This window comes from Aquitalea sp. FG25, assembly GCF_057809375.1.
Window position 1 is genome coordinate 78694 of sequence record NZ_JBMDJV010000016.1, and the last position, 25018, is coordinate 103711.

Consider the following 25018-nt stretch of genomic DNA (forward strand, 5'->3'; position numbering starts at 1 on the left):
GTCAGGTGGACTGGTAAATTTGCGGAAAACGTGTGAATTCCGCTTTGACAAGGGTCAAGCTTCTTTACAGGGTTGTACAAAACACTCGATGTCAGACCAAAACCAACACACTCTGCACGCACTGAAGGTGTCCTGCTCCAACTGCAGCCTGCGCGAACTCTGCCTGCCCATCGGGCTGAACCGCGACGAAATGACGCAGCTGGATGCCGTGATCCGTCAGAGCCGCCGCCTTAAGCGCGGCGAGTACCTGTTTCGCAGCGGCGAGACATTCAAATCGCTGTTTGCCGTGCGCACTGGTTTCTTCAAGACCAGCGTCGCCAGCCAGGATGGCCGCGAGCAGGTAACCGGCTTTTTGATGTCAGGCGAACTCATGGGCCTGGACGGTATTTCCTCCAATGTCCACGGTTGCGATGCGATCGCGCTGGAAGACAGCGAAGTATGCGAACTGCCATTTGGCCGCATGGAAAGCCTGGGCCGTGACATCCCCAGCCTGCAGCATCACTTTTTCCGCTTGATGAGCCGCGAAATCGTGCGTGACCAGAACGTCATGCTGCTCTTGGGCAACATGAAGGCAGAGGAACGTCTGGCTGCCTTCTTGCTGAACCTGTCCCAGCGCCTGTCCACCCGTGGCTTTGCTGCCAATGACTTCATCCTGCGGATGAGCCGTGAAGAAATCGGCAGCTTCCTGGGCCTCAAGCTGGAAACCGTCGGCCGTACCCTGTCGAAATTCCAGCAGCAAGGTTGGCTGAGCGTGGACCACAAGCACATCCAGCTGATCAAGGCAGATGCACTGAAAGACCTGATTTCCGGCTGCACCCACGCCAACGGCGTGTAAGCAGGCAGTGCATTCCAGGGGCGATGGCTGCGGCAAGCGGCGCATCGCCCTTTTTGCATCTTGCCTCTTCGGGCAAGAACCGACCATTCACCGGAAGACCTACACCTTTTGGCGACAGTGTGCTGACCGCACCTACCAGCGTGCCAATCAGCATGCCGGCAGCCAGGTATTCCCCCTGCTGCTCCGCCGCCGCCACATGCTCTGCCGTGATTTCGCCGCAGGCCAGCACCGGCGGTAATACCTCTTTCCAGCCATAGCCGGTGGCAATGCGGCGCATGGACTGAATTGCTCCCTGCCCATCCGTCCCCGCCGACACCAGCATCAAGTAGGGCAAGCCCGCAGTAAGCTCCTGTGCCGGGTAAAAGGTGCGGTCGAAAAAATCCTTCATTTTGCCCGCCATATAGCCAAAATTTTCCGGCGTTGCCAGCACGATGCCATCGGCACTCAGCAAGTCATCCAGCGTGGCCTCTTGTGCCGGCATGCTGCGCAGCTGCAACACTGCCGACAGCGTAAGCAAGGGCCGACACAAGGCCTCAACCAGCTGCAGGGTGTGGCCAGTCTGGCTGGCATGCACAATCAGCAACTGCTTCATGTGAGGCTGCACCCGGCAATGCTGGCCAGGAGCTGCTGCAAGCCAGCCTGCTCCGGCCAGCCGGTTGGCACCACAAAGCCGCGCGCAACCTCTTCCCAGTAACCATCCCCCACCGGCAGCAGCTCGGCCACCAATTGCGGCACCACGGCCTGCAACAGCTCCTGGCGCAGACTGTGCTGCTCGCGCACGGCATCTTCCCTTACACGTGCCGGAGCCAGCCACTGCAAGCGGGGCAGCCATATCCAGCGCGAGGCTGGGCTGCAACTGGGCCAGTCCTGCCACACCGGGCTGACCCAGCCTTGCAGCTGATCAACAGCCAGTGGCGGCTGCGGTGCCCATGTTTGTGAGTAGAAGAACCAGCCGGCCAGCCTGGCCTGACTGGCACAGTTGGCAAAATCGGCGGGCAGCACCCGTTTGGCAGCGGGGTGATGTGCCAGGCGCAGCTGCGCCTGTAATTTGGCAGCCTTGAGCAGCCAGGCATCCCGCAGGCTGGGGCCAATCAGGGTGTCCGGGCCACGCCCAAGCTGTAAATAGAATTTGCTGGCGGTTTCCACGTGCAGGGGTTCGCCATCCAGCCGAATCAGGAAATCGAACTCTCCCACCGTACGGCCACCGGCATCGCACACCGGCAAATTGGCTGCCACCAGCTCGATATGGGGTGCCAGATGAAACCAGAAGGCCAGCAGCCGTTCGGCATAGTGACCCAAACGGCGGCTGGGCTGGGCGACCAGCCAGGCATGCAGCGGAGCGGGGTCGTGCTCCAGCGCCGCCAGCATTGCCAGGCCATCCGGGCCCAGCAGCCGCTGCGGCGCAAGATTGCTGCCGCTATCCCAGGGGGCCGGGGCGGTCAGCAAAAACGCCAGATCACGCAGCGCCGGCTGCGTGTAAGGCAGATAAAAACTGCGCTCAGGACTCGCCGTCGTGCTCATGGCCGTCTGCCACGCGCTGAATCTGCTTCATCAGGCCGCGCAGGATGTCCACCTCGTCGCGCAACATGCCGGACCGGTTGAACAGTGCGCGCATGCGGCGCATCAGCCGTTCGCTGTTGCGGCGGCGGTAGTAGCCGATGGCATCCATGGTTTGGTCCAGATGCTGGCAGAAGCCTTCCACCTCGCCCAGGCTGGCGGTTTCACTTTCCGGCCGCAGGTATTCCACGTCAACGCCGGTATGACTGAACAGCTCGTAGGTCATCACCTGCACCGCCATGGCCAGGTTGAGCGAGAAGTAATCCGGATTGCCCGGAATGGTGACCAGCCGGTTGCACTGCTCCACTTCTTCAATCGACAAGCCGAAGGTTTCATTGCCAAACACCAGCGCCACCTGTTCGCCATCACGGGCGCGGGCCACCAGTTCCGGCGTGGTTTCGCGCGGGGTGGACAGCGGCGTGGTCAGCTCGCGACGGCGGCTGGTGAGCGCACAGGCCACGGTCACGTCGCTAAGCGCTTCGGCCAGGCTGGATACCACGGTGGCCTGTTCCAATACATCCACCGCGCCAGAGGCCAGCGCATTGGCTTCGTCGCTGGGAAACACTTTGGGCTCAACCAGATACAAACGGGTCAAACCCATGGTTTTCATCGCCCGTGCGGCCGAGCCGATATTGCCCGGATGGTTGGGTCTGGCCAACACCACGCGAATGTTTTTCAGAAAATCAGGTACTTGGGGTTTATTCATCAGCAGTTTCACATTAAAATGGCGGGCATATCAAAAAGCCCGCGCGCTCGCGCCGGCTTTTTTTGTTCCTTAACCCAGATTGTTACTGACAGATGTCGAGCCATGTTGGCTGGCATCTGCTATCCGTTCTAGAGGCCGTCAATGCATCCGATGCTCAATATCGCGGTTAAAGCCGCCCGCCGCGCTGGCAGCGTAATCCAGCGTGCGTCGCTTAACCTCGATACCATTCGTGTTGAGAAGAAAAAGCACAATGACTTTGTGACCGACGTGGACCGCGCTGCCGAACAGGCCATCGTGGACATGATTCTCGAGGCGTATCCCAAGCATGCCATTCTAGCAGAAGAGTCCGGTGCCAAAGGCGTGGGCTCCTCCGAATACGAATGGATCATCGACCCCATCGACGGCACCACCAACTTCCTGCATGGCCACCAGCAATACGCCATCTCCATCGCGCTGGCACACAAGGGCCAAGTGCAGCAAGCCGTGGTGTACGACCCTAGCCGTAACGATCTGTTTACCGCCTCGCGCGGTGTTGGCGCTTTCCTCAACGACCGCCGCATCCGTGTTTCCAAGCGCTTCATGATGAATGAATGCGTGATCGCCACCGGTTTCCCGGTATCCGACCAAAGCTATATCGACCAATACTTGGGCATGCTCAAAGACGTGCTGGGCAAAACTGCCGGCGTACGTCGCGAAGGCGCTGCCTCGCTCGACCTGTGCAATGTGGCTTGCGGTCGTGTGGATGGTTTCTGGGAAATGAACCTGAAGCCGTGGGATATTGCAGCGGGCAGCCTGATCGTGCAGGAAGCCGGTGGTATCGTCACCGACCTGACTGGCGAGCAAGAATGGATGGAATCCGGCGACATCGTGGCCGCCAACCCCAAGGTTCTGGCCCAGCTGCTGGCTACCATCGCGCCGCACCTGAACAAGTAATCTGGAATTGAGCACACGTAAAACGGCAGCCCACAGGCTGCCGTTTTTCATGGTGACAACCGCTGCTCTACCCAGGTTTGCCCTTCCCTGCCTCAAGGCAATAGCTGCACGGTTTTGTCACACTGATTGGCATATGCCCGGCACTGACGCCACTTTTTGCGCGCTTCACGCCGTTTAGTCGTCAAACATCCGGATATTCTGTTGATCTGCTATTCTGACAACAGTTTATGCCAGCGGAGTTCCTATGTTTTTACCGTCCCTGCGCTACTGCCTGCTCGTGTTATTGAGCCTTCCCGCCATGGTGCTGGCTGCCGGCCCTGACTGCAGCCGCAGCTACACGTTGGCGCTGCACGAACACGGCCTGCTGTACAACGCCAGCACGCGTACCGGTATCGACAAGGATGTCGCGGATGAACTTATCAAACGCAGTGGTTGCCGGGTGGAAGTCAGCCTGCTGCCACGCTCGCGCATTTGGAAATTGCTGGAAGTCGGCAGCCTTGATTTCAGCCTGTCCGGCATCACCAATGAAGAACGGGAACGCTACGCCGCCTTTGCCTGGTATTTTGCCGACAAGTTCAGCCTGATCGTGCGCAAGGATAGTGGCATCCAGAGCCTGAGCGAGTTCGACAGCCGCAGCGATATAAAGCTGGGGGGCATCCTCAGCTTCCGCTACAGCGACACCATCAACCAGTTGGTGGACAAGCTGGACCGTAACGGCCGCCTGGTGGGGAGTTACGATTACGACATGCTCTACCAGAACCTGCGCCAGGACCGTACCCAGGCCATCATCATCGAGCCTTTTGATTATTCCGACCTGGAAAAATACCAGGTCAGCAAACTGGTCCGCATTCTGGAAACCAACGACCAGCCAACTCCGCACGGGCTGATCATGTCGAAAAAAACCATTTCCCCGGAACAACAGGAACGCTGGCGCGAACTGATTAACAACATGCGCCGGGATGGCACGCTGCTGAAAATTTTCCGCAAGTACTTCAGCCGTGAAGAAGCCCTGCAAATGACCAGCTTCTAGATCGTCCCCGGCTGCTTTGCCAACAGATCACGCCGACGCCAGTCAAACAGCAGCTTCATCACCAATACCGCACCGCTAAGCAACAGGGTCAGGCCATTGGCCAATACCACCGGTCGGGAATGAATCAGCAAGCCATAGCCCAGCCACATGGCCACGCCGCTGCACATCAGCAGATACATGCCCAGCGAGATATCGCTGGCCGAGCGCTTGCGCCATACCAGCCAAACCTGCGGCAAAAAGGACACGGTTGTCAGACACCCGGCCAACAGGCCCAGCCACTCCACCAGATCAGCAGCCATGCCGTGTCACTCCACCAGCCATTGCGCTGGCTGCAGCAAATCCAGCCGGTCGGTACACACGCTGTCCACCCCCCAGGCCATGATTTCACGCGCCCTTGCCGCGTTATTTACCGTGTAACACAGCAGTTGGTAACCTGCCGCCTTGATCGCTGCAGCCAACGCCGGGCTCAGGGCGGTGTGATCACAATGCAGGGCAATGCAGTCCAGCTGCTGCAATCTGTCCTGCCAATCGGCCGGAATCTCCTCCACCAGCCAGGCGCGGGGCAGTCCCGGTTCTGCCTGCTGCGCAGCCTGCAAGGCTTCGAAGCTGAAGGATGACAACAGCGGCGGCACCGCCGCACCGGCCCACAAGCGCGCGGCCTCTTGCGCGACAATGCGACCGGTTTCTGCGTCCCGCCCCGGACAGGGCTTGATTTCCACATTCAACAGCATGCCATGCGCCCGACAACAGGCCGCCGCATTGGCAAAGCTGGGCAATGCCTCGCCAGCAAATGCCGCGCCCTTCCAGCTACCGGCATCAAGCAATGCCAGCTGTGCCATATTGAGCTCGGCGGCCAGGCCCCGGCCATTGCTGGTGCGATCCACACTGTCATCATGCAGCAGGAAGCACACATTATCGGCCGACAGTTTCACATCACATTCCGCCGCCCGATATCCATAGGCCAATCCGGTACGAAAGCCGGCCACGGTATTTTCCGGTGCCAGCACACCACCGCCACGGTGGGCAAGCAGTGCAGGATAAGGCCAGCCAGGACGGGCTTGCAGTTGGGACATCGGTTATCTCCATCAGAGTGAGTAAGCGGGCAGCGCTACATGGGGCAGGATCACCATCAGGCAGCAGATCCATCCAACATACTAGCTTGCGCCGCAGGCTGCGCCAGCCCTTGTTTGCAGTTTTTTCATCAGCCGCGTGAAATAGTCATGCGGGCCTCCATCAGAAGGCAAAACCGGCAAATTATCCTGAGCCCAAGTGACGCAAGCATGACAAAAACCGCCATGCACTAGGCGCAACAACGACAAGGGCTGCCAAAAACGGCCAATACCACCACGACTGCAGCATGTGCGCGGGCAACAGCGTCCTGACACCGCCCCACGGCTACGGTAAAATCGGCGGCTTGCTTCAACGCCCCGCCTTGCGGGGCGTTGTCATCTGTACACCCACGGCACCAACAAGAGCACCACGCGCATGAGCACGCCCCAGCACACGCCAATGATGGCCCAGTATTTCTCCCTTAAAAGTCAGCATGCCGACAAGCTGCTGTTCTACCGCATGGGCGACTTCTACGAGCTGTTCTATGAGGATGCGGAAAAAGCGGCCCGCCTGCTGGATATCACCCTGACCACCCGTGGTAGCAGCGGCGGTAACCCCATCAAAATGGCCGGTGTGCCTTACCACGCTGCCGAAGGGTATCTGGCCCGGCTGGTAAAAATGGGTGAGTCAGTTGCCATTGCCGAACAGATTGGCGACCCGGCGCTGGCCAAAGGCCCGGTGGAGCGCAAGGTGGTGCGCATCGTCACGCCCGGCACGCTGACCGATGCCGCCTTGCTGGACGACAAGCGCGACAACCTGGTGCTGGCGGTCAACATGCACAAGGGCACGCTGGGCCTGGCCTGGCTATCCATGGCCAGCGGTGAATTCAAGATCATGCAAACCAGCGTGGAAGAATTTGCCAGCGAACTGGAACGCCTGAAACCAGCCGAGCTGGTATTCCCGGACAACAACGGCCTGAATATCTTCGAGCAGGTGAGCTGCCCGCGCAAAAAATTGCCGCCCTGGCAGTTTGACCACGACTCCGCCCAACTGGCGCTCACCCGCCATTTTGGCACGCATGATCTGGCCGGTTTTGGTGCCGACACCCTGCCAGTGGCAGTGGGTGCCGCCGGTGCGCTGCTGGAATACGTCAAATCCACCCAAAGCGTGAACCCGGCCCACATTGCCCAACTGGCGGTGGAAGACGCTGGCGAGCTGATCCGCATGGACGCCGCCACCCGCCGTAATCTGGAACTGACCGAAACCATACGCGGCGAGCCGTCGCCCACCCTGGCGTCCTTGCTGGACACCTGCGCCACCAGCATGGGCAGCCGCCTGCTGCGCCACTGGCTGCACCACCCCATCCGCCAGCACGGCAAGCTGCAACGCCGTCTGGAATCAGTGCGCGCACTGCTGCCGGTACATCAGGATATCCACGCCCAGCTGCGCGAAGTGGCCGACATCGAACGCATCACCGCCCGCATTGCCTTGCGCAGCGCCCGCCCGCGCGACCTGGCCGCCCTGCGCGACTCACTCAAGGCCCTGACAGGAGCCAAGCAGCTGGCTGCCAGTCTGGATGCCCCGCTACTGGGCGAACTGGCACGCCTGCTGCCAGATAACTCCCCGGTTGAAGCCCTGCTGAGCGCCAGCATTCTGCCCGAACCCGCCACCTTCCTGCGTGATGGCGGCGTGATCAACCACGGCCTGAATGCTGACCTGGACGAGTTGCGCGCCATCCAGACCGACTGTGGCGACTTCCTGCTGGCGCTGGAGGCCCGGGAAAAAGAACGCACCGGCATCACCACCCTCAAGGTGGAATTCAACCGCGTGCACGGCTTTTACATCGAGGTATCCCGCGCCCAGGGCGACAAGGTGCCGGACGACTACCGCCGTCGCCAGACCCTGAAAAATGCCGAGCGCTACATCACGCCAGAGCTGAAAGCGTTCGAAGACAAGGCACTGTCCGCACAAGACCGCTCGCTGGCGCTGGAAAAACAGCTTTATGAGCAATTGCTGGATCAGTTGGCGCCGTCCATTCCCGACCTCAAGCTGATTGCCCAGGCCGTGGCCGGGCTGGACGTATTGGCCGCTTTTGCCGAACGCGCCAGCAGCAATAATTATGTCGAGCCCGAATTCGTCAACGACACCCGGCTGGAAATCATCGAAGGTCGCCACCCGGTAGTGGAAGCCGAAGTGGAACGCTTCATTGCCAACGACACCCGTCTGAGCGACAGCCGCAAACTGTTGCTGATTACCGGCCCCAATATGGGCGGTAAATCCACCTATATGCGGCAGAATGCACTCATCACCCTGCTGGCGCATATTGGCAGCTTTGTCCCCGCCAACCGTGCCGTCATCGGCCAGATCGACCGCATTTTCACCCGTATCGGTGCCTCCGACGACCTCGCCAGTGGCCGCTCCACCTTCATGGTAGAGATGACGGAAACGGCGAATATCTTAAACAACGCCAGCGCCCAGTCATTGGTGCTGATGGACGAAGTGGGCCGGGGAACCTCCACCTTCGACGGCCTTGCCCTAGCATGGGCCATTGCCAAGGCGCTGATTGAAAAGAGCCAGGCCTATACCCTGTTTGCCACTCATTATTTCGAGCTGACCACCCTGGCAGAACAATACCCGGCGGTGGCCAATGTCCACCTGTCCGCCGTCGAGCACAAGGACCGCATCGTCTTCATGCACCATGTGGACGAAGGCCCGGCCAGCCAGAGTTACGGCCTGGCTGTAGCCCAGCTGGCAGGCGTGCCGCCCAAGGTCATCCGCGAAGCAAAACGCTACCTGGTGGAGCTGGAAAACCAGTCTGCCGCACGTGTTCAACCCGACCTGTTTGCCGCCCCGGCCACCATGACTGCGGCAGTGGAAATAGAGCCCCATCCGGCACTAGACATGCTGGAGGAGATGGACCCGGACGCGCTGACACCGCGCCAGGCGCTCGACTTTCTCTATCAAGTGAAAAAAGTGCTGAAATGATTCAGCAAAATCCCCGCTGTCTTCTATGATGAAAAAATCATGACAACCAGAGAACAGGAGTAACAATCATGTCGTCGCAGAGCACTGCCAGCAATCCGGGCTTGATTCGTCTGTTTGGTCATACTGGAGATGATGGCAGCATATCCCTTCAAGCCATTCGTGAAAGAGCTTCAAAGCAACTGTCGCGTTTCGCCACCCTGGCGGAAGAAGAACTGGCAGTCCGTCAGATCAGCATGCCCCCGGCCATCAGTCTGGTCAGCTGCCCCGGCTGTAGCCTGACACTGGAAAACAATCATCCGCAGGCCGATGACATCCTGACCTGGCTTGCCAGTAATGCCAGCGTTTCCAGCCTGTTCAAAGAAGTTGAAGTTTTGTTTGAAATCATTCGTGCCACGGAATCCGCAGGTGAAACCTTCCCCGAATCATCCTGCTTCCATATTGGATTGACCAGTGCCGGTCCGATTGCGTATTTCGAGGACCACATTTGCAGTACGCGCTCTTCCTGATCAGTAGTACCCCGTGCAAAACCAGAACAGGGAGACTTCGGTCTCCCTGTTTGCTATTGAGCATCGCGCTGTCGTCTCGGCATGCGGCAAGGAATTTACCATCAATCAAAATGAAAATTCCCAGCCAATCATCAGACTCCCATTCCCGTATCGCCTTCTACCATCAAGGTATTCACTTTACAGGGAGTAAAACCATGCCACTGACCGAGTCCCCCAGCGCACAACCTTACATCCAGCCCACCATGGCCAGCGCACGCAACCCTACCCTTGCCGATAATCTGTCATTGCAGGCGCGTACCCTGCTGGGCAACGTCGGGTTGCTCGTCCAGCAGGATCTGCAAACACGCGGCATCCACATTCCGCCTGCCATCTGCCTGGCTAGCGATGCCACAGGCAGGCTGCAATTGCGCGGGCGGCACCCGCAGGCCAAGCAGATCCAGCTGTGGCTGAACAACAGTCCGGCGCTGCGCAGCCTGTTCAACGAGGCAAAAACCCTGTTCGAACTGCTGCACACCTGCGAGTCGCCCTCCCCGCGCTGGAATGACGACTGTTTCTGTATCGGCATTACATCCGCCGGGCCACTGGCCTATTTCGAGTCCCAACTGCCAGCCCTGCCTCTTGCTGCAGCCCATTAACCCCGGGGTCTGTCTCTCGCCACCACGCAAAGCAAAAGGGAAGCTTCGGCTTCCCTTTCTGTATTCTGCCAAGACATTTAACCGCAGTCTGGTCATGTCCTTGGACAATCAACTTTTCCGCTGTGTAGCTGTGCATATATTGGCAAAACGCATTTCCTCGGGATAGGGGTAAAAGTCCTCGATCACCCCGTCCCTGATGCGCTGTTGACGCTGTTGCCAGAAGCCTGGCTCCAGCAGTTCCCGGTGATATTTGAGGAAGGTCTTGCGCACGAGTGGATCGCCCAACAGGAAGGTGCCGAACTCCTCGGGAAACACATCATTGCGGGCCACCGGATACCATACCTCGCCCGACATCTCCATCTCCGGATTGGGGGCCGGCGGAATGCTGCGGAAATTGCAGTCGGTCATGTACTCGATTTCATCGTAATCATAGAAAATCACCCGCCCGTAGCGCGTCACGCCAAAGTTCTTGAACAGCATGTCTCCAGGGAAGATATTGGCGGAGGCCAGCTCCTTGATTGCCAGGCCGTAATCGCGAATCACCCGCTCCTTTTCCGCATCGTCGCACTGCATCAAATACATGTTCAGCGGCTTCATGTGCCGTTCGATATACAGGTGGCGAATGATAATGCTGTCCTCTCCCTCCTCCATCATGGATGGAGCCAGCGTGCGTAGTTCCTCGATCAGCTCGGCAGTAAACCGGCTGCGCGGAAAAGCCACATTGGAAAACTCCAGCGTATCCGACATTCTCCCGACACGGTCATGCTGTTTCACCAGCCAGTATTTGCGCTTTACCGTCTCGCGGTCGACTTCCTTGGGGCCGCCAAACACGTCCTTGATCAACTTGAACACATAGGGATAGGACGGCAGGGTAAATACCAGCATCACCAGGCCACGGATACCCGGGGCGATGATGAACTGGTCATTGGAATGCTGCAGATGCTGCATGAAATCACGGTAAAACGTGTTTTTACCCTGTTTCTGCAAACCCAGCATGGTATACAGCTCTGCCTTGGTCTTGGTGGGCAGCATGCTGCGCAGAAACTGCACATACGCGGAAGGAACCTCCATCTCCACCAGGAAATAAGCCCGGCTGAAGGAAAACAGCACGCCAATACGCCATGGTTCCAGCAGCACGGTATCCAGATACAAGCGCCCGGCCGCATCGTGCAATACCGGAATGGCAAACGGATAGCTGATGCCTCCGTTGATCACCTTGCCAAAAATATAGGCGGTCTTGTTACGATAAAAAGCAGACGACAGTACCTGGATTTGCAGGTTGGCTTCTGCCACAGGCCAATGGCCATCAAAAAAGGTAGCGATACTGCGCATAAGCAGCGCCAGATCGTGCCGCAGATGGGCAAAGGGTCGACGCCAGCCAAAATCCAGAATGATGTTGCGCATTACCGCCCGCATGCTGCGACTGGCAGGGTAATAGCTGCGGTAACAGGGCGGGTCGGACTCAATATACTCGGTGGAAATGGCTGGCCGGATAAAGATGAAATCGTTGTTGAAGTAATCCCGGTGCAGCATACGGGTGAACACCGAGTTGAAGAAGGTTTCCGCCAGCTCCGGTTGCTTGTGATTGGTCAGCAGGCCAATGAAGTAGAGCTTGGCCTGTTGCCAGATTTCATCATCCAGCAGATCAGCATGAAACTCGTGGTGCAGGCGGGCAACGGTTTCCAGCACCCGCTCATCGTAAAACTGGATACGGTCGCGGATGGCTTGCTGCACGCCCTGCCAGTCTGCCTGTTCAAACAGGGCCTTGGCCTGTTGGTTACAGGCCCGAAACAGGCGGTAGTGCTTGTCAAAGCCATCGACCAGCGCCTGTGCCATATCGCGGGCTACCGGGTTGTAGTACTCGGGAATCTGCATGCTGCGGCCTCATATTTGCCACGCTCAGTTGCACCCGCCCCCTTAGCGACAGAACAGGCCGGCATGCATCATGGCTTGTTCTTGCGCGCAAAACGGAAAGAGGCCTGCGGGCGCGGCTTGCCTGCTGTGGACGCCGTTTTTGCCGTTGCCACTGCTGAGGGTTTGCCCAGACGCTCAGCATGGGACAGTGCCGGTAAATCTTCAAGACGCACTTCAAGGCTGCGCAATTCGCCCGGCTGCATGTCACCCAGCTGCCACGGCCCGATGGCTGCACGTACCAGCCGCAGGGTAGGCAGCCCCACCTTGGCGGTCATGCGGCGCACCTGACGGTTCTTGCCTTCACTGATGATGATTTCCAGCCAGCAATCCGGCACGGTCTTGCGAAACCGCACCGGCGGCTTGCGCTCCCACAGGGCCGGCGGGTCTATCTGACGTACCTGCGCCGGGCGGGTGATGAAGTCACCCAGATCGACACCTGCACGCAATGCGGCCAGCTGCTCTTCAGTCACCCGGCCTTCCACTTGTACCCAGTAGGTTTTAGGCAGTTTCCAGCGCGGATCACTGATACGGTGCTGCAAAGCACCTTCCCCGGTCAGCAGCAACAAGCCTTCACTGTCCGTATCCAGCCTGCCTGCCGGATAAATGCCGGGAATGGTAATGTGATCCTTCAATGTCGGGTGCAGCTCATGCCGGGAAAACTGGCAAATCACCCCATAGGGCTTGTTGAACAGAATAAGCTCGGGCATTTCAGGCAGACCATGCAGAAAAATATAATGCGCCAGATGATAACAAGGAGTGAAGGTTGCGGTCATGCCACCACATGCCCGCTGCTGGCCATCTGCTGCAATAAAGGAGGACAGCAAAGCACAGCGGCTGGAACTATGCTGTGGACTGCAGCTCACAGCACCGGTGCGAAAAATTCACATTCGAACACTTGTTTATCTCGCCGGGATGGCAAAGTTCGGATACTTACAAACAGTACGAACATTTGAGGGGTATAATTCACTTCCGAAAAGTCACCCGCAAGTCTACGGGCCGCGCTGCCACGCACAGGCTGCTTAATGCAGTTCGGCAAGCCGCCCGCCTTATGCAGTGCCTTTACACGCGCCTAGCGGAACATCCCCCGGTGTGCGAAAGCCGCCTCGCGCAGTCGTTCTGACGTCAAAATAATCATTGGAGATAGAGCAATGCCTTCGGAACAGCCGACCATCATCTACACCCTGACCGACGAAGCACCTGCGCTGGCCACCAGCGCCTTCCTGCCAGTCATCCGCACCTTTACCGGCACCGCCGGCATCCATGTTGAAACGGCAGATATCTCCGTAGCAGCCCGCGTACTGGCTGAATTTCCCGAATACCTGACTGATGCACAAAAAGTACCGGATACGCTGAGCACCCTGGGCAAGCTGACCCAGGACCCGGACACCAACATCATCAAGCTGCCGAACATCAGTGCTTCGGTTTCGCAACTGATCGCCTGCATCAAGGAACTGCAATCCAAGGGCTACGCCCTGCCTGACTACCCGGAACTGCCCTCCTCGGACGCCGACAATGCGCTCAAGGCCCGCTATGCCAAGTGTCTGGGTTCTGCAGTAAACCCGGTGCTGCGCGAAGGCAACTCCGACCGTCGCGCCCCGCTGGCGGTGAAGAACTACGCCAAGAAGCACCCGCACTCCATGGGTGAATGGAAGCAATGGTCGCAAACCCATGTTTCCCACATGCACCATGGCGACTTCTACCATGGCGAAAAGTCCATGACGCTGGACCAGGCACGTGACGTGAAGATGGAACTGACCACCAAGAGTGGCAAAACCATCGTGCTCAAGCCCAAGCTTACCCTGCAAGCTGGCGAGATCATCGACTCCATGTTCATGAGCAAGAAGGCGCTGTGCGACTTCTACGAGCAGGAAATGGAAGACTGCCGCGAATCCGGCATCCTGTTCTCGCTGCACGTAAAAGCCACCATGATGAAGGTGTCCCACCCCATCGTGTTTGGCCACTGCGTCAAGATCTACTACAAGGATGCCTTTGAGAAACACGGCAAACTGTTTGAAGAGCTGGGCGTCAACGTCAACAACGGCATGGCCAATCTGTACGAAAAGATTGAGACCCTGCCTGCCACCAAGCGCGAAGAAATCATCCGCGACCTGCACGCCTGCCAGGAACACCGTCCGCGTCTGGCCATGGTGGACTCCGCCAAGGGCATTACCAACTTCCACTCGCCCAACGACGTGATTGTCGATGCCTCCATGCCGGCCATGATCCGTAACGGCGGCAAGATGTGGGGTGCCGATGGCAAACCGGCCGACTGCAAGGCCGTGATGCCGGAATCCACCTTTGCCCGTATCTATCAGGAGATGATCAACTTCTGCAAATGGCATGGCAACTTCGATCCGAAAACCATGGGTACCGTGCCTAACGTTGGCCTGATGGCGCAGAAGGCTGAAGAATACGGCTCGCACGACAAAACCTTTGAAATCGCCGAAGACGGCGTGGCCAATATCGTTGACCTGGCTACCGGCGAAATCCTGCTGAGCCAGAACGTGGAAGCTGGCGACATCTGGCGCATGTGCCAGGTGAAAGACGCACCGATCCGCGACTGGGTGAAGCTGGCAGTAACCCGCGCCCGTAACTCCGGCATGCCGGCAGTCTTCTGGCTGGACCCGTACCGTCCGCACGAAAACGAGCTGATCAAGAAGGTGGAAACCTATCTGCAGGATTACGACACCAGCGGCCTGGAAATCCACATCATGTCGCAAGTCCGCGCCATGCGTTTCACCCTGGAACGCGTTGCCCGTGGTCTGGACACCATCTCGGTCACCGGCAACATCCTGCGTGACTACCTGACCGATCTGTTCCCCATCATGGAACTGGGCACCTCGGCCAAGATGCTGTCCATCGTGCCGCTGATGGCCGGTGGTGGCATGTACGAAACCGGTGCTGGTGGTTCGGCTCCGAAACACGTACAGCAACTGCTGGAAGAAAACCACCTGCGTTGGGATTCGCTGGGCGAATTCCTGGCCCTGGCCGTGTCGCTGGAAGAACTGGGCATCAAGACCGGCAACAACAAGGCCAAGATTCTGGCCAAGACGCTGGATGCCGCCACTGGCAAGCTGCTGGACAACGACAAGTCGCCGTCACGCCGCACTGGCGAGCTGGACAACCGTGGCAGCCAGTACTACCTGGCCAGCTACTGGGCAGAAGCACTGGCCGAGCAAACTGAAGATGCCGAACTGCAAGCTCAGTTTGCCCCGCTGGCCAAGCAACTGGCCGACAGCGAAGCGCAAATCATTAGCGAACTGAAAGCAGTACAGGGCCAGCCGGCCGATATCGGCGGCTACTACCTGCCGGATGCCGCCAAGTGCCAGGCGGTAATGTGCCCGAGCAGCACCTTCAATGCCGCTCTGAAAGCCGCCCAGGCCTAAACCAGCAGCAGCTTGCACAAACCAGCCTTACCACCAGAGCGCCAGGATTCGTCCTGGCGCTTTTTTTGTTCTCCCCGCCTCAAATCAACGATTTACAAAAATAATTGTCAGATCCTCTGCGGCAAGCATGCCACTTCGGTCTAGGCTGAGTAAGTGGCATGTACTGCGGATCACGGCAGTCCCCTTCCCTGAGACAAGGAGCGAACAACAATGAGTGAGTCCCATATCAAGGTTCCAGCAGCAGGACAGAAAATCATCCCCGGCCAGCCCATTCCAAACAACCCCATCATTCCCTTCATCGAAGGCGACGGCATCGGCATCGACATCACCCCGGTGATGATCAAGGTGATTGATGCCGCAGTAGACAAAGCCTATGGCGGGGCCCGCAAGATTCACTGGATGGAAGTGTATGCCGGGGAAAAGTCCACCCGCCTGTATGGCCCGGATGAATGGCTGCCCAAGGAAACGTTCGACGCGCTGAAAGAATATTCGGTATCGATCAAGGGGCCGATGACCACGCCGGTTGGCGGTGGCATCCGCTCACTCAACGTCGCCCTGCGCCAGGAGCTGGATTTGTACCAATGCGTACGCCCGGTGCAGTACTTCCAGGGTGTTCCCTCACCGCTCAAGCAGCCAGAACTGGTCAATATGGTGATCTTTCGTGAGAACACCGAAGACATCTACGCCGGTATCGAATGGCAGGCGGGTTCCGATGCCGTCAAAAAGGTAATTGCCTTTCTGCAGAATGAAATGGGCGTAAAGAAAATCCGCTTCCCAGACAGCTCCGGCATCGGCATCAAGCCCATCTCGGTAGAGGGGACAGAACGGCTGGTGCGTGCGGCGCTGCAATACGCCATAGACAACGACCGCAAGAGCCTCACCATCGTCCACAAGGGCAATATCATGAAGTTTACCGAAGGCAACTTCCGGGATACTGCCTACGCACTGGCCCGGCGTGAATTCGGTGCCGAGCCGATTGATGGTGGCCCGTGGTGCCGCTTCAATAATCCGAAAACCGGTCGCGAAATCATCGTCAAGGACGCCATTGCCGATGCCTTCCTGCAACAAATCCTGCTGCGCCCGGCAGAATACGATGTGATTGCCACCACCAACCTCAACGGCGACTACATCTCCGATGCCCTGGCCGCGCAAGTCGGCGGCATCGGCATTGCACCAGGTGCCAATATCTCCGACCACTACGCCTGCTTTGAAGCCACCCACGGCACGGCACCCAAGTATGCGGGGCTGGACAAGGTCAACCCGGGCTCGCTGATTCTGTCGGCGGAAATGATGTTGCGCCATCTGGGCTGGGTGGAAGCGGCGGATCTGGTGATCAGATCCATGGAAGCGGCCATTGCCGACAAGCAGGTGACTTACGACTTTGCCCGCCTGATGGACGGCGCTACCGAAGTGTCCTGCTCGGAGTTCGGCGATGCCATGATTGCCCGCATGTAAACCCTCAGCTCGCGACAACCCAGCAAGGCCCGCTAAGCGGGCCTTGTTCGCCTCAACCAACCACCAGTGCCCGCGCCGCCTCCAGCACCTGCGCCTTGGCCGCATCCACCCGTTTGCCCGCTCGCCAGGCCATCATCACCTCCCAATGCCAGGCCGGCAGTTCTGGTACACACAGGCGAACCAGCGTGCCATCCTGCAAATCAGCCTTGATCGACAACTCCGGCATGAACGACACAAAACCATGACGCAACACCAGCTCGCGTGCGGCAGATGCCGGTTGCACCGCGTGTATCGGGCTGGGCAGCTGCCGCAACATGCGAATCTGCTGGATCAGGCTCTCGCACTCATCCCCCCAAAACTGGGGCGCAATGCGATGCCTGGCGATATCAGCCAGTGCCAATGCCCCGGCGCAGCTCGCTAGCGGGTGGTTGGCAGCCACCACCGGAACAATTGGCGAACGCCACAGCAATTCCATCTGAATCCCTGCCATTGCCGGACATTTCAGCACAAACCCCACCTCAACCTGGCCGGTCAGCAAATCCTGCATGATCTGCTGAGAGTGATCGGTTCCACAGCGAATTTCCATGGCTGCATCCGCCAGCTTCATCAGCAAAGGACCGAATACCGGTGAGGTGAGTGATGGCAGGCAGGACAGACGGATACGTGGCACCGCAGGCGTCCCCTGCATGGTTTCCAGTCCTTGCCGGTAAGCGGTTACCGACTGACGGGCCGCATCCAGAAAGGCCTGGCAGGCGTTGGTCGCCACCGCCCCGCGCCGGTGCCTGGTAAACAGGCTGACACCCCAGTGCTGCTCCAGCAAACCAATACGCTGACTAACCTGCGGCTGTGACCAGCCTCGCTTGGCAGCAGCCTGGCTGAAGCTGCCCAGCTCGGCCACATCCAGCAGCAATTCCAGATCAGACAAGGCAACAGACATAATAAAATCACATATGAAATATTACGAGAAATAGACTTACATAATAGCAGGATGCCTTCCTAGAATGCTGTTCGAATGAGGAGATAACATGGCATCCGCACAGCGTGCACGCCGACTGGGCAAGGCATTCATCCTGCTGGACAACCTGCTGGTGATATTCGGTTTCTTCATGGTTTTCCCACTGATCAGCCTGCATTTTGTCGATCAGCTAGGATGGAGCGCCAGCATCGTCGGGCTGGCCCTGGCCCTGCGACAGTTCATGCAACAGGGACTGGGACTGTTTGGCGGGTCGCTGGCAGACCACTTTGGGGCCAAACCGCTGATTGTCTGCGGCATGCTGATGCGCGCTGCTGGCTTTGCCTGCATGGCACTCGCTCATTCACCCTGGCTGCTCTACCTATCCTGCCTGCTATCCGGGCTGGGTGGCACCCTGTTCGACCCACCGCGCACCGCCCTGGTGGCCAAACTGGTACTGGCGCGTGAGCGTCCACACTTCTACGCCATCCTGATGATGCAAGACAGTGCCGGCGCCGTGGCCGCAGCGTTGCTGGGCTCCTGGCTCTTACAGTTCGACTTCCGTTGGGTTGGCCTGGCAGGTACGGCGATGTTTGTGCTGGCCGCGCTGGTCAATGCCCTGTTACTGCCTCCCTACCGGGTTGCCAGTGGCAAATCCTCACCTTGGCAATCCATGCGCGTGGTATTGCAAGATCGCAGCTACATGCGCTTTGTCCTGACCCTGAGTGGCTATTACATGCTGGCCGTACAAGTCATGCTGCTGGTTCCGGTCACCATCAAGCAGCTCACCGGCAGCTACCAGGCCGTAGGCTGGATGTACACACTAGAAACCTGCTTGTCGCTGAGCCTGCTCTACCCACTGGCACGCTGGGGGGAACGTCATCTGCGCCGCGAACAGCGCATGCTGATCGGGCTTGGCCTGATGAGCCTGAGCCTGGCCATCATGAGCAATGTGGCACATCCGCTGGCGGCATTTACCGTGCTAGGCCTGTTCTTTCTTGGCTCCATCATCATGGAGCCCGCACGGGAAACCTATGTTGCCAGCTTGGCCCGCCCGCAGGCACGTGCCAGTTATCTGGGTTGCAGCAGGCTCGGGCTGGCACTAGGGGGGGCGCTGGGCTATGTCGGCGGGGGCTGGCTGCTGGACATATCACGCCAGTGGCAATGGCCGGCATTGCCCTGGCTGTGCCTGTCACTGGTGGGGGGAGTAACTCTGCTGGCACTTTGGATGCAACTGCTGCGCCCTGCCACAGCAACATCCTGTGTCAGCAACAGTGCCTGAAAAAACAAAACCCGCCGATTGGCGGGATTCTGTTTGAAGCTGTCGGTATGTTGACCGGTCAGGTCAGCGTACCTGGCAATCCTGGCACATCCTCAGCCTGATTAGGCTGCTTGGATGTTCGACGCTTGCTTGCCTTTCGGGCCACTAACGATGTCAAAGCTTACACGTTGACCCTCTTTCAGGGTCTTGAAGCCTTGCATATTGATGGCGGAGAAATGGGCAAACAGGTCTTCACCACCCTCGTCCGGGGTAATAAAGCCAAAGCCTTTAGCGTCGTTGAACCACTTAACGGTACCAATTGACATGTTACTTCCTTGATTGACGATGGCTGGTGAGGCCGACTAACTTAAAGCTTGCTGCCCATTGCGGCTCATCCGCAAATGCCAAACAGCTAAGCCAAGCACCTGACTGCATTTCTACGCAACCATTGTGATAGCGTCAAGTGCAAAAGGAATTCACACATGCCCCTTGAAAAAAAGTCGGGGGGAGCCAAAATTGAAGTAAACCGTGGTTTAACTGAAAGTCGACATGTCCACGCAGTTCAGCGATGACGCCGTCAAAGAGGTGTCTCGGGTGAGGACCACCCCTCCCCCAATGTATAAGGTATTGTTATTGAACGATGATTTCACCCCAATGGAATTTGTGGTGGAAGTGTTGCAACAGTTGTTCCACATGAACCGGGAAAAGGCTACTCAGGTCATGCTACAAGTCCATACGCAAGGTCACGGCGTGTGTGGCGTTTATACCAAAGACGTGGCTGCCACCAAGGTTGAACAGGTGTCGCAATTTGCCAAAGCACACCAGCATCCGCTTCAGTGCGTAATGGAGGAAAACTGATGATTGCCCAGGAGCTTGAAGTAAGCCTGCATATGGCATTCATGGACGCCAGGCGCAAGCGCCACGAGTTCATCAGCGTGGAGCATCTGCTGCTTGCCATGATAGACAATCCCTCCGCCGCCGATGTCTTAAGGGCCTGCGGGGCCAATCTCGACCAGCTGAAAAAACAGCTGGGCGACTTCATCGACGAACACACGCCGACCGTTCCGGGGGAAACCGAAGTCGAAACCCAGCCCACGCTGGGATTCCAGCGTGTTATTCAGCGTGCCATCCTGCACGTCCAGTCCTCTGGCAAGAAAGAAGTGACCGGCGCCAACATTTTGGTGGCTATTTTCGGTGAAAAAGACTCCCATGCTGTCTACTACCTGCATCAGCAGGGTATTTCGCGGCTGGATGTAGTCAATTTCATTTCGCACGGCATCACCAAGCAGCGCTCGCCCCAGCATCCGCCGGAACCGCGCGACCAACATAATGAGTCCGATGGTGAGGAACAGGCTACCGGACCGGGTGGGGCTCTGGAGAACTACACCCAGAACCTCAACCAGCAAGCCCGTGACGGCAAGATCGACCCACTGATCGGCCGTGAGCTTGAGTTGGAACGTACCGTGCAGATCCTGTGCCGCCGCCGCAAGAATAACCCCTTGCTGGTGGGTGAGGCCGGTGTGGGCAAGACGGCCATTGCTGAAGGTCTGGCGCGTCGCATCGTCAACAACGAGGTACCCGATGTCTTGTCCAAGGCAACCGTGTATGCGCTGGACATGGGTGCCCTGCTGGCGGGTACCAAATACCGTGGCGACTTCGAACAACGCCTGAAGGCTGTTATCAAGCAGTTGACCGAGGACGAGCACGCCATCCTGTTTATCGATGAGATTCACACTCTCATCGGTGCTGGTGCAGCCTCTGGCGGCACGCTGGATGCGTCCAACCTGCTGAAGCCGGCGCTATCTAACGGCAGCCTGCGCTGCATTGGTGCCACCACGTATAACGAATATCGCGGCATTTTCGAGAAAGATAACGCCCTGTCGCGGCGCTTCCAGAAAATCGACGTTGCCGAGCCGACGGTGGAGCAGACCATCGAAATTCTCAAGGGTCTGAAATCACGTTTCGAGGCACACCATGGCGTGAAGTACACCCAGTCGGCACTGACTACCGCTGCCGAGCTGTCCGCCCGCTATATCAATGACCGCCACCTGCCAGACAAGGCAATTGACGTGATTGATGAAGCTGGAGCGGCACAGAAGATTCTGCCTAAATCCAGACAGAAAAAGGTGATCAATAAGTCAGAAATTGAAGAGATTGTTGCCAAGATTGCACGCATTCCGCCAAAAACTGTCTCTAGCGACGACAAGAATGTGCTGAAGAATCTTGAGCGTGATCTGAAGAACGTGGTGTTCGGTCAGGACAAGGCAATTGAAAGCCTGGCCACTGCCATCAAGATGACGCGCTCCGGACTGGGTAATCCGCACAAGCCCATCGGCTCCTTCCTGTTCTCCGGGCCCACCGGGGTGGGCAAGACCGAAGTGGCCAAGCAGTTAGCCTATGTACTGGGTGTGGAGCTGCTCCGCTTCGACATGTCGGAGTACATGGAACGCCATGCAGTAAGCCGTCTGATCGGCGCACCACCGGGCTATGTCGGCTTTGAACAGGGTGGCCAGATGACCGAGGCCATCAACAAGCATCCGTATGCGGTGTTGCTGTTGGACGAAATCGAGAAAGCGCATCCGGACATCTACAACGTACTGCTGCAGGTAATGGACCACGGCACACTGACGGACAACAACGGGCGCAAGGCGGATTTCCGCAATGTGGTGATCATCATGACCACCAACGCCGGGGCCGAGACCATGTCCAAGCCGACGCTGGGCTTTACCCAGTCCAAGGAAACCGGTGATGAAATGGCGGATATCAAACGCCTGTTCAGCCCGGAATTCCGCAACCGGCTGGATGCCACCATCTCCTTCAAGATGCTGGATGAGCAGATCATCATGCAGGTGGTGGACAAGTTCCTGATGCAGCTTGAGCACCAGCTCAGCGACAAGAAAGTGGAAATCCACTTTACCGATGCGCTGCGCGCCTACCTCGCCAAGCGCGGCTTCGACCCGCTGATGGGAGCTCGTCCGATGGCACGGCTGATTCAGGACACCATCCGCAAGGCGCTGGCAGATGAGCTGTTGTTTGGCCGCCTGGCCAATGGTGGCGAAGTCACTGTCGACATCAATGATCAGGATGTCGTCGAGCTTCAGTTTGATACCGAGCCCCTGGCCGCAGAACCGGCATAAGACGTATAGCGCGCCTTAGCGTACAACGCCCGCAGATGCGGGCGTTTTCTTTTGCCAAGTACAACATCAACCACGTGGATGATGCTGGGCGTGCAGCTGCTTGAGCCGTTCGCGGGCGACATGGGTGTAGATTTGTGTGGTGGAGATATCCGAGTGGCCCAGTAATAGCTGCACCACGCGCAAATCGGCACCATGATTGACCAAGTGCGTGGCAAAAGCATGCCGCAGCATGTGCGGCCCAACCGGTGGCAAGCCCTGCTGACGGGCATAGCCGGCAATCAGACGCCAGGCCATCTGCCGGCTCATGCCAGCTTTGCGCTGGGTGACAAATACCGCATCGCATTGCGCTCCGGCCAGCAGCAAGGCGCGGGCTTCTCGAAAGTAGCGCTCCAGCCAGTCCAGGGCAATCTCGCCCAGCGGCACCATCCGCTCCTTATTGCCCTTGCCTCGGGTGATGATCAGGCCCGTCACCATGTCCAGTTGCTGCAGCGTCAGCCCCACCAGTTCGGACACGCGCAAGCCGGTTGCGTACAGCACTTCGAACATGGCCCGATCGCGCAAACCCAGCGGCGTTTCAACATCGGGTGCCTGCAGCAATAGCTCGACCTGCCCTTCTGACAGGGTTTTGGGCAAGCGTTGCCCAAGCCTGGGATTATCCAGATGCAGGCTGGGGTCGTCAGTGCGCTGGCCACTACTGAGCAAATACTGGTAATAGCGCCGCAGACAGGACAGCTGCCTGGCGCGCGTGGCTGGCTTCTCCCGCTCCACGCCCTCCAGCAGCGCCTGCTGCAGCTGGGCGTGATTTGCCTCCTCCAGCGTACAGTCCCCGATCTGCAGCTGTTTTTGCAGCTTGGCCAGATCCCGCCGATAGGCTGCAAGCGTATTGGCAGACAGGCCGTCGGTCAGCCACAGGTGATCCAGAAACCGGTCTATGCTTTCGGTGCTCATGCTGCATTTCCTGGCGGAGGACATAAAAAAAGCGCAAGGCGTAAACCTTGCGCTTTCATCATACCTGACGGTATCAGGATCAGCCTTGCTTGCGAGCCGGCAGTTTTTCCTTGATACGTGCGGACTTGCCGGTACGACCACGCAGGTAGTACAGCTTGGCGCGACGTACGTCACCACGGCGCTTCACTTCAACGGAAGCCACCAGCGGGGAGTAGGTTTGGAAAGTACGCTCAACACCTTCACCGGCGGACATCTTGCGCACGATGAAAGAGCTGTTCAGACCACGGTTACGCTTGGCGATAACAACGCCTTCGTAAGCCTGCAGACGTTCGCGGTTACCTTCCTTTACCTTGACATTCACCACAACGGTATCGCCAGGAGCGAATTCCGGGATGGTTTTGCCCAGGCGGGCGATTTCTTCTTGCTCGAGTTTCTGGATCAGATCCATGTGTTACTCCGGTTTTTTACGGATATCTTGTTCCTGCTGGTACTCTGCCAGCAGCCGAGATTCCTGTTTTGTCAAAGTGCGGCCCTGCAACAGCTCCGGGCGACGTTGCCACGTCCTTCCCAGTGCCTGCTTGAGTCGCCATTTAGCAATCAGTGCATGATTTCCGGACATAAGCACATCCGGCACCCGCATGCCCTGATAGTCTTCGGGTCGGGTATAGTGCGGACAATCAAGGAGTCCGTTCACAAATGAATCTTCATAAGCAGACTGGGCGTCATTGAGAACACCAGGAAGCAGCCTGATGACTGCATCCATCAGCACCATGGCCGGCAGCTCGCCACCGGACAACACGTAGTCGCCAATGGAAACTTCCTCATCCACCTGGCGCTCGATCAAGCGCTCATCCACCCCTTCGTAACGGCCGCACAGCACAATCAGACCGGGACGACGGGATAGCTCAACCGCTTTCTCGTGCGACAAGGCACGCCCTTGCGGTGACAGATAGATCACATGGCTCTCATTGACACCTGCTGCCTGCTGACGTGCCTTGGCTGCCGTAATGGCAGCTTCCAGCGGTTCGATCAGCATCAGCATGCCAGGCCCACCACCATAAGGACGGTCGTCCACACGGCGGTAGTTGTCATGGGTGAAATCGCGTGGATTCCATTTCTGGAAATCCCAAATGCCCAGATCAAGCGCCCGCTGGCTTACACCAAAGCGGGCGATGGCATCGAACATTTCCGGAAACAGCGTGATAGCATCGATATGCATCAGTAATCCAGGCCCCAGTCGACTGAAATGCGGGCCTCGGCCAGACTGACATCCAGTACGAACTGGCCAACGAAGGGAATCAGCCGCTGGCCGTGTTCACCTTCTACCACCAATACGTCGTTGGCACCGGTTTCCATCAATTCGGTCACCTTGCCAAGCACCACGCCTTGCTGGTTGACGACAGACAGGCCGATCAGATCGGACCAGTAATATTCGTCAGTGCCAGCTTCCGGCAATTCACTACGGGGAACGGCAACTTGCAAACCACGCAGGGCTTCCGCCGTGTCGCGATCTTCAATGCCCTGCAGCTTGACGGACAAGCCCTTGGGCTGCACTGCCCCGTTTTCAAATGTGTACGGCTTCCAGCTGTCATCCTTGCCCAGCCACCAGACCGGGTAGTCAAACAGACCGTCAGCGTATTCGGTATCGGCCTGGACCTTGATCCAACCCTTGATACCGAAGGCGCCACGCACAAACCCCATCATGACGAGATCTTCTTTGCGCATGCG

The 25018-nt window shown here is 58.0% G+C and carries 24 protein-coding genes; 11 read left to right on the plus strand and 13 right to left on the minus strand.

Annotated elements, in window-relative coordinates:
- Positions 1-88: 88 nt before the first annotated feature.
- A complete protein-coding gene (gene fnr, locus ACODR9_RS15075) occupies positions 89-835 on the plus strand; it encodes a fumarate/nitrate reduction transcriptional regulator Fnr (RefSeq protein WP_488810243.1) in 747 nt (248 codons plus the stop codon).
- Here the strand turns inward: fnr and ACODR9_RS15080 are convergent.
- The 3 genes from ACODR9_RS15080 to ACODR9_RS15090 are packed head-to-tail and all read right to left on the minus strand — an operon-like array spanning position 777 to position 3098.
- Positions 777-1427: a flavodoxin family protein gene (locus tag ACODR9_RS15080; RefSeq protein ID WP_488810245.1), complete on the minus strand. Its 651-nt coding sequence runs from the start codon at positions 1425-1427 to the stop codon at positions 777-779. The two genes, fnr and ACODR9_RS15080, sit on opposite strands and share 59 nt — an antisense overlap.
- Entirely contained in the window at positions 1424-2356 is a 933-nt protein-coding gene (locus tag ACODR9_RS15085; RefSeq protein ID WP_488810247.1) for a DUF1853 family protein, read from the minus strand. Before ACODR9_RS15085 ends, ACODR9_RS15080 begins: the two co-directional genes overlap by 4 nt.
- The gene (locus tag ACODR9_RS15090; RefSeq protein ID WP_488810248.1) at positions 2334-3098 is read right to left on the minus strand and encodes an RNA methyltransferase; all 765 of its coding nucleotides are present in this window, start codon (positions 3096-3098) and stop codon (positions 2334-2336) included. Before ACODR9_RS15090 ends, ACODR9_RS15085 begins: the two co-directional genes overlap by 23 nt.
- Positions 3099-3239: 141 nt before the next feature.
- Between ACODR9_RS15090 and ACODR9_RS15095 the strand changes: the two genes are divergently transcribed.
- The gene (locus ACODR9_RS15095) at positions 3240-4031 is read left to right on the plus strand and encodes an inositol monophosphatase family protein (RefSeq protein WP_159874977.1); all 792 of its coding nucleotides are present in this window, start codon (positions 3240-3242) and stop codon (positions 4029-4031) included.
- Between the two features lie 244 nt (positions 4032-4275).
- A complete protein-coding gene (locus ACODR9_RS15100; protein WP_488810250.1) occupies positions 4276-5061 on the plus strand; it encodes a substrate-binding periplasmic protein in 786 nt (261 codons plus the stop codon).
- Here the strand turns inward: ACODR9_RS15100 and ACODR9_RS15105 are convergent.
- Positions 5058-5360 carry a SemiSWEET transporter gene (locus ACODR9_RS15105; protein WP_488810252.1) on the minus strand — a complete coding sequence of 101 codons (303 nt, stop codon included), beginning with the start codon at positions 5358-5360 and terminating at the stop codon, positions 5058-5060. The two genes, ACODR9_RS15100 and ACODR9_RS15105, sit on opposite strands and share 4 nt — an antisense overlap.
- Positions 5361-5366: 6 nt before the next feature.
- On the minus strand, positions 5367-6134 hold the full coding sequence (gene ugpQ, locus ACODR9_RS15110; RefSeq protein WP_488810254.1) for a glycerophosphodiester phosphodiesterase: 768 nt from the start codon (positions 6132-6134) through the stop codon (positions 5367-5369).
- 412 nt (positions 6135-6546) lie between these two features.
- Here ugpQ and mutS point away from each other — a divergent pair, with 412 nt between their 5' ends.
- The 3 genes from mutS (at position 6547) to ACODR9_RS15125 (ending at position 10237) form a co-directional block, all read left to right on the plus strand.
- The gene (mutS, locus tag ACODR9_RS15115) at positions 6547-9096 is read left to right on the plus strand and encodes a DNA mismatch repair protein MutS (RefSeq protein ID WP_488810255.1); all 2550 of its coding nucleotides are present in this window, start codon (positions 6547-6549) and stop codon (positions 9094-9096) included.
- 68 nt (positions 9097-9164) lie between these two features.
- Positions 9165-9602: a hypothetical protein gene (locus ACODR9_RS15120; protein WP_488810256.1), complete on the plus strand. Its 438-nt coding sequence runs from the start codon at positions 9165-9167 to the stop codon at positions 9600-9602.
- Positions 9603-9796: 194 nt separating this feature from the next.
- Positions 9797-10237 carry a hypothetical protein gene (locus tag ACODR9_RS15125; protein WP_488810257.1) on the plus strand — a complete coding sequence of 147 codons (441 nt, stop codon included), beginning with the start codon at positions 9797-9799 and terminating at the stop codon, positions 10235-10237.
- A 108-nt stretch (positions 10238-10345) separates the two neighbouring features.
- Here ACODR9_RS15125 and aceK read toward each other — a convergent pair whose 3' ends face one another.
- Positions 10346-12112, minus strand: a complete 1767-nt coding sequence (gene aceK / locus ACODR9_RS15130) for a bifunctional isocitrate dehydrogenase kinase/phosphatase (RefSeq protein ID WP_488810258.1) — start codon at positions 12110-12112, stop codon at positions 10346-10348.
- A 68-nt stretch (positions 12113-12180) separates the two neighbouring features.
- Positions 12181-12858, minus strand: a complete 678-nt coding sequence (locus ACODR9_RS15135) for a pseudouridine synthase (RefSeq protein WP_488810259.1) — start codon at positions 12856-12858, stop codon at positions 12181-12183.
- Positions 12859-13299: 441 nt separating this feature from the next.
- Between ACODR9_RS15135 and ACODR9_RS15140 the strand changes: the two genes are divergently transcribed.
- Both ACODR9_RS15140 and icd read left to right on the plus strand, forming a co-directional pair.
- Positions 13300-15537 (plus strand): NADP-dependent isocitrate dehydrogenase, encoded by a 2238-nt coding sequence (locus ACODR9_RS15140; protein ID WP_488810260.1) that lies wholly within the window; start codon positions 13300-13302, stop codon positions 15535-15537.
- A gap of 210 nt (positions 15538-15747) precedes the next feature.
- The gene (icd, locus tag ACODR9_RS15145; RefSeq protein ID WP_488810261.1) at positions 15748-16992 is read left to right on the plus strand and encodes an NADP-dependent isocitrate dehydrogenase; all 1245 of its coding nucleotides are present in this window, start codon (positions 15748-15750) and stop codon (positions 16990-16992) included.
- Between the two features lie 52 nt (positions 16993-17044).
- Here icd and ACODR9_RS15150 read toward each other — a convergent pair whose 3' ends face one another.
- The gene (locus tag ACODR9_RS15150) at positions 17045-17929 is read right to left on the minus strand and encodes a LysR family transcriptional regulator (protein ID WP_488810263.1); all 885 of its coding nucleotides are present in this window, start codon (positions 17927-17929) and stop codon (positions 17045-17047) included.
- A gap of 88 nt (positions 17930-18017) precedes the next feature.
- Here ACODR9_RS15150 and mdtH point away from each other — a divergent pair, with 88 nt between their 5' ends.
- A complete protein-coding gene (gene mdtH / locus ACODR9_RS15155) occupies positions 18018-19226 on the plus strand; it encodes a multidrug efflux MFS transporter MdtH (RefSeq protein WP_488810265.1) in 1209 nt (402 codons plus the stop codon).
- 101 nt (positions 19227-19327) lie between these two features.
- Here mdtH and ACODR9_RS15160 read toward each other — a convergent pair whose 3' ends face one another.
- The gene (locus ACODR9_RS15160) at positions 19328-19531 is read right to left on the minus strand and encodes a cold-shock protein (RefSeq protein WP_045846595.1); all 204 of its coding nucleotides are present in this window, start codon (positions 19529-19531) and stop codon (positions 19328-19330) included.
- A gap of 223 nt (positions 19532-19754) precedes the next feature.
- On the opposite strand from ACODR9_RS15160, the gene clpS reads away from it, so the two are divergent.
- Entirely contained in the window at positions 19755-20063 is a 309-nt protein-coding gene (gene clpS / locus ACODR9_RS15165) for an ATP-dependent Clp protease adapter ClpS (protein ID WP_159874964.1), read from the plus strand.
- Positions 20063-22342 (plus strand): ATP-dependent Clp protease ATP-binding subunit ClpA, encoded by a 2280-nt coding sequence (clpA, locus tag ACODR9_RS15170; protein ID WP_488810267.1) that lies wholly within the window; start codon positions 20063-20065, stop codon positions 22340-22342. The genes clpS and clpA overlap by 1 nt, the downstream gene beginning before the upstream one ends.
- A 66-nt stretch (positions 22343-22408) precedes the next feature.
- On the opposite strand, the gene xerD is transcribed toward clpA, so the two are convergent.
- The 4 genes from xerD to rimM form a co-directional block, all read right to left on the minus strand.
- Entirely contained in the window at positions 22409-23290 is an 882-nt protein-coding gene (gene xerD / locus ACODR9_RS15175) for a site-specific tyrosine recombinase XerD (RefSeq protein ID WP_488810268.1), read from the minus strand.
- A 79-nt stretch (positions 23291-23369) separates the two neighbouring features.
- Positions 23370-23738: a 50S ribosomal protein L19 gene (rplS, locus tag ACODR9_RS15180; protein WP_045846598.1), complete on the minus strand. Its 369-nt coding sequence runs from the start codon at positions 23736-23738 to the stop codon at positions 23370-23372.
- 3 nt (positions 23739-23741) lie between these two features.
- The gene (gene trmD / locus ACODR9_RS15185) at positions 23742-24509 is read right to left on the minus strand and encodes a tRNA (guanosine(37)-N1)-methyltransferase TrmD (RefSeq protein WP_488810270.1); all 768 of its coding nucleotides are present in this window, start codon (positions 24507-24509) and stop codon (positions 23742-23744) included.
- Positions 24509-25015, minus strand: a complete 507-nt coding sequence (gene rimM / locus ACODR9_RS15190; RefSeq protein ID WP_488810272.1) for a ribosome maturation factor RimM — start codon at positions 25013-25015, stop codon at positions 24509-24511. Before rimM ends, trmD begins: the two co-directional genes overlap by 1 nt.
- Positions 25016-25018 lie beyond the last annotated feature (3 nt).

What these genes read in the sequence shown, in the direction of transcription:
- clpA (WP_488810267.1), top strand. Translation starts at nt 20,063, where the DNA reads ATGATTGCCCAGGAGCTTGAAGTAAGCCTGCATATGGCATTCATGGAC.
- ACODR9_RS15125 (WP_488810257.1), top strand. Translation starts at nt 9,797, where the DNA reads ATGCCACTGACCGAGTCCCCCAGCGCACAACCTTACATCCAGCCCACC.
- ACODR9_RS15135 (WP_488810259.1), bottom strand. Translation starts at nt 12,858, where the DNA reads ATGCCCGAGCTTATTCTGTTCAACAAGCCCTATGGGGTGATTTGCCAG.
- rimM (WP_488810272.1), bottom strand. Translation starts at nt 25,015, where the DNA reads ATGCGCAAAGAAGATCTCGTCATGATGGGGTTTGTGCGTGGCGCCTTC.
- trmD (WP_488810270.1), bottom strand. Translation starts at nt 24,509, where the DNA reads ATGCATATCGATGCTATCACGCTGTTTCCGGAAATGTTCGATGCCATC.
- icd (WP_488810261.1), top strand. Translation starts at nt 15,748, where the DNA reads ATGAGTGAGTCCCATATCAAGGTTCCAGCAGCAGGACAGAAAATCATC.
- rplS (WP_045846598.1), bottom strand. Translation starts at nt 23,738, where the DNA reads ATGGATCTGATCCAGAAACTCGAGCAAGAAGAAATCGCCCGCCTGGGC.
- clpS (WP_159874964.1), top strand. Translation starts at nt 19,755, where the DNA reads ATGTCCACGCAGTTCAGCGATGACGCCGTCAAAGAGGTGTCTCGGGTG.
- xerD (WP_488810268.1), bottom strand. Translation starts at nt 23,290, where the DNA reads ATGAGCACCGAAAGCATAGACCGGTTTCTGGATCACCTGTGGCTGACC.
- aceK (WP_488810258.1), bottom strand. Translation starts at nt 12,112, where the DNA reads ATGCAGATTCCCGAGTACTACAACCCGGTAGCCCGCGATATGGCACAG.
- ACODR9_RS15140 (WP_488810260.1), top strand. Translation starts at nt 13,300, where the DNA reads ATGCCTTCGGAACAGCCGACCATCATCTACACCCTGACCGACGAAGCA.
- ACODR9_RS15090 (WP_488810248.1), bottom strand. Translation starts at nt 3,098, where the DNA reads ATGAATAAACCCCAAGTACCTGATTTTCTGAAAAACATTCGCGTGGTG.
- ACODR9_RS15150 (WP_488810263.1), bottom strand. Translation starts at nt 17,929, where the DNA reads ATGTCTGTTGCCTTGTCTGATCTGGAATTGCTGCTGGATGTGGCCGAG.
- ACODR9_RS15100 (WP_488810250.1), top strand. Translation starts at nt 4,276, where the DNA reads ATGTTTTTACCGTCCCTGCGCTACTGCCTGCTCGTGTTATTGAGCCTT.
- mutS (WP_488810255.1), top strand. Translation starts at nt 6,547, where the DNA reads ATGAGCACGCCCCAGCACACGCCAATGATGGCCCAGTATTTCTCCCTT.
- ACODR9_RS15160 (WP_045846595.1), bottom strand. Translation starts at nt 19,531, where the DNA reads ATGTCAATTGGTACCGTTAAGTGGTTCAACGACGCTAAAGGCTTTGGC.
- ACODR9_RS15105 (WP_488810252.1), bottom strand. Translation starts at nt 5,360, where the DNA reads ATGGCTGCTGATCTGGTGGAGTGGCTGGGCCTGTTGGCCGGGTGTCTG.
- mdtH (WP_488810265.1), top strand. Translation starts at nt 18,018, where the DNA reads ATGGCATCCGCACAGCGTGCACGCCGACTGGGCAAGGCATTCATCCTG.
- fnr (WP_488810243.1), top strand. Translation starts at nt 89, where the DNA reads ATGTCAGACCAAAACCAACACACTCTGCACGCACTGAAGGTGTCCTGC.
- ugpQ (WP_488810254.1), bottom strand. Translation starts at nt 6,134, where the DNA reads ATGTCCCAACTGCAAGCCCGTCCTGGCTGGCCTTATCCTGCACTGCTT.
- ACODR9_RS15080 (WP_488810245.1), bottom strand. Translation starts at nt 1,427, where the DNA reads ATGAAGCAGTTGCTGATTGTGCATGCCAGCCAGACTGGCCACACCCTG.
- ACODR9_RS15120 (WP_488810256.1), top strand. Translation starts at nt 9,165, where the DNA reads ATGTCGTCGCAGAGCACTGCCAGCAATCCGGGCTTGATTCGTCTGTTT.
- ACODR9_RS15085 (WP_488810247.1), bottom strand. Translation starts at nt 2,356, where the DNA reads ATGAGCACGACGGCGAGTCCTGAGCGCAGTTTTTATCTGCCTTACACG.
- ACODR9_RS15095 (WP_159874977.1), top strand. Translation starts at nt 3,240, where the DNA reads ATGCATCCGATGCTCAATATCGCGGTTAAAGCCGCCCGCCGCGCTGGC.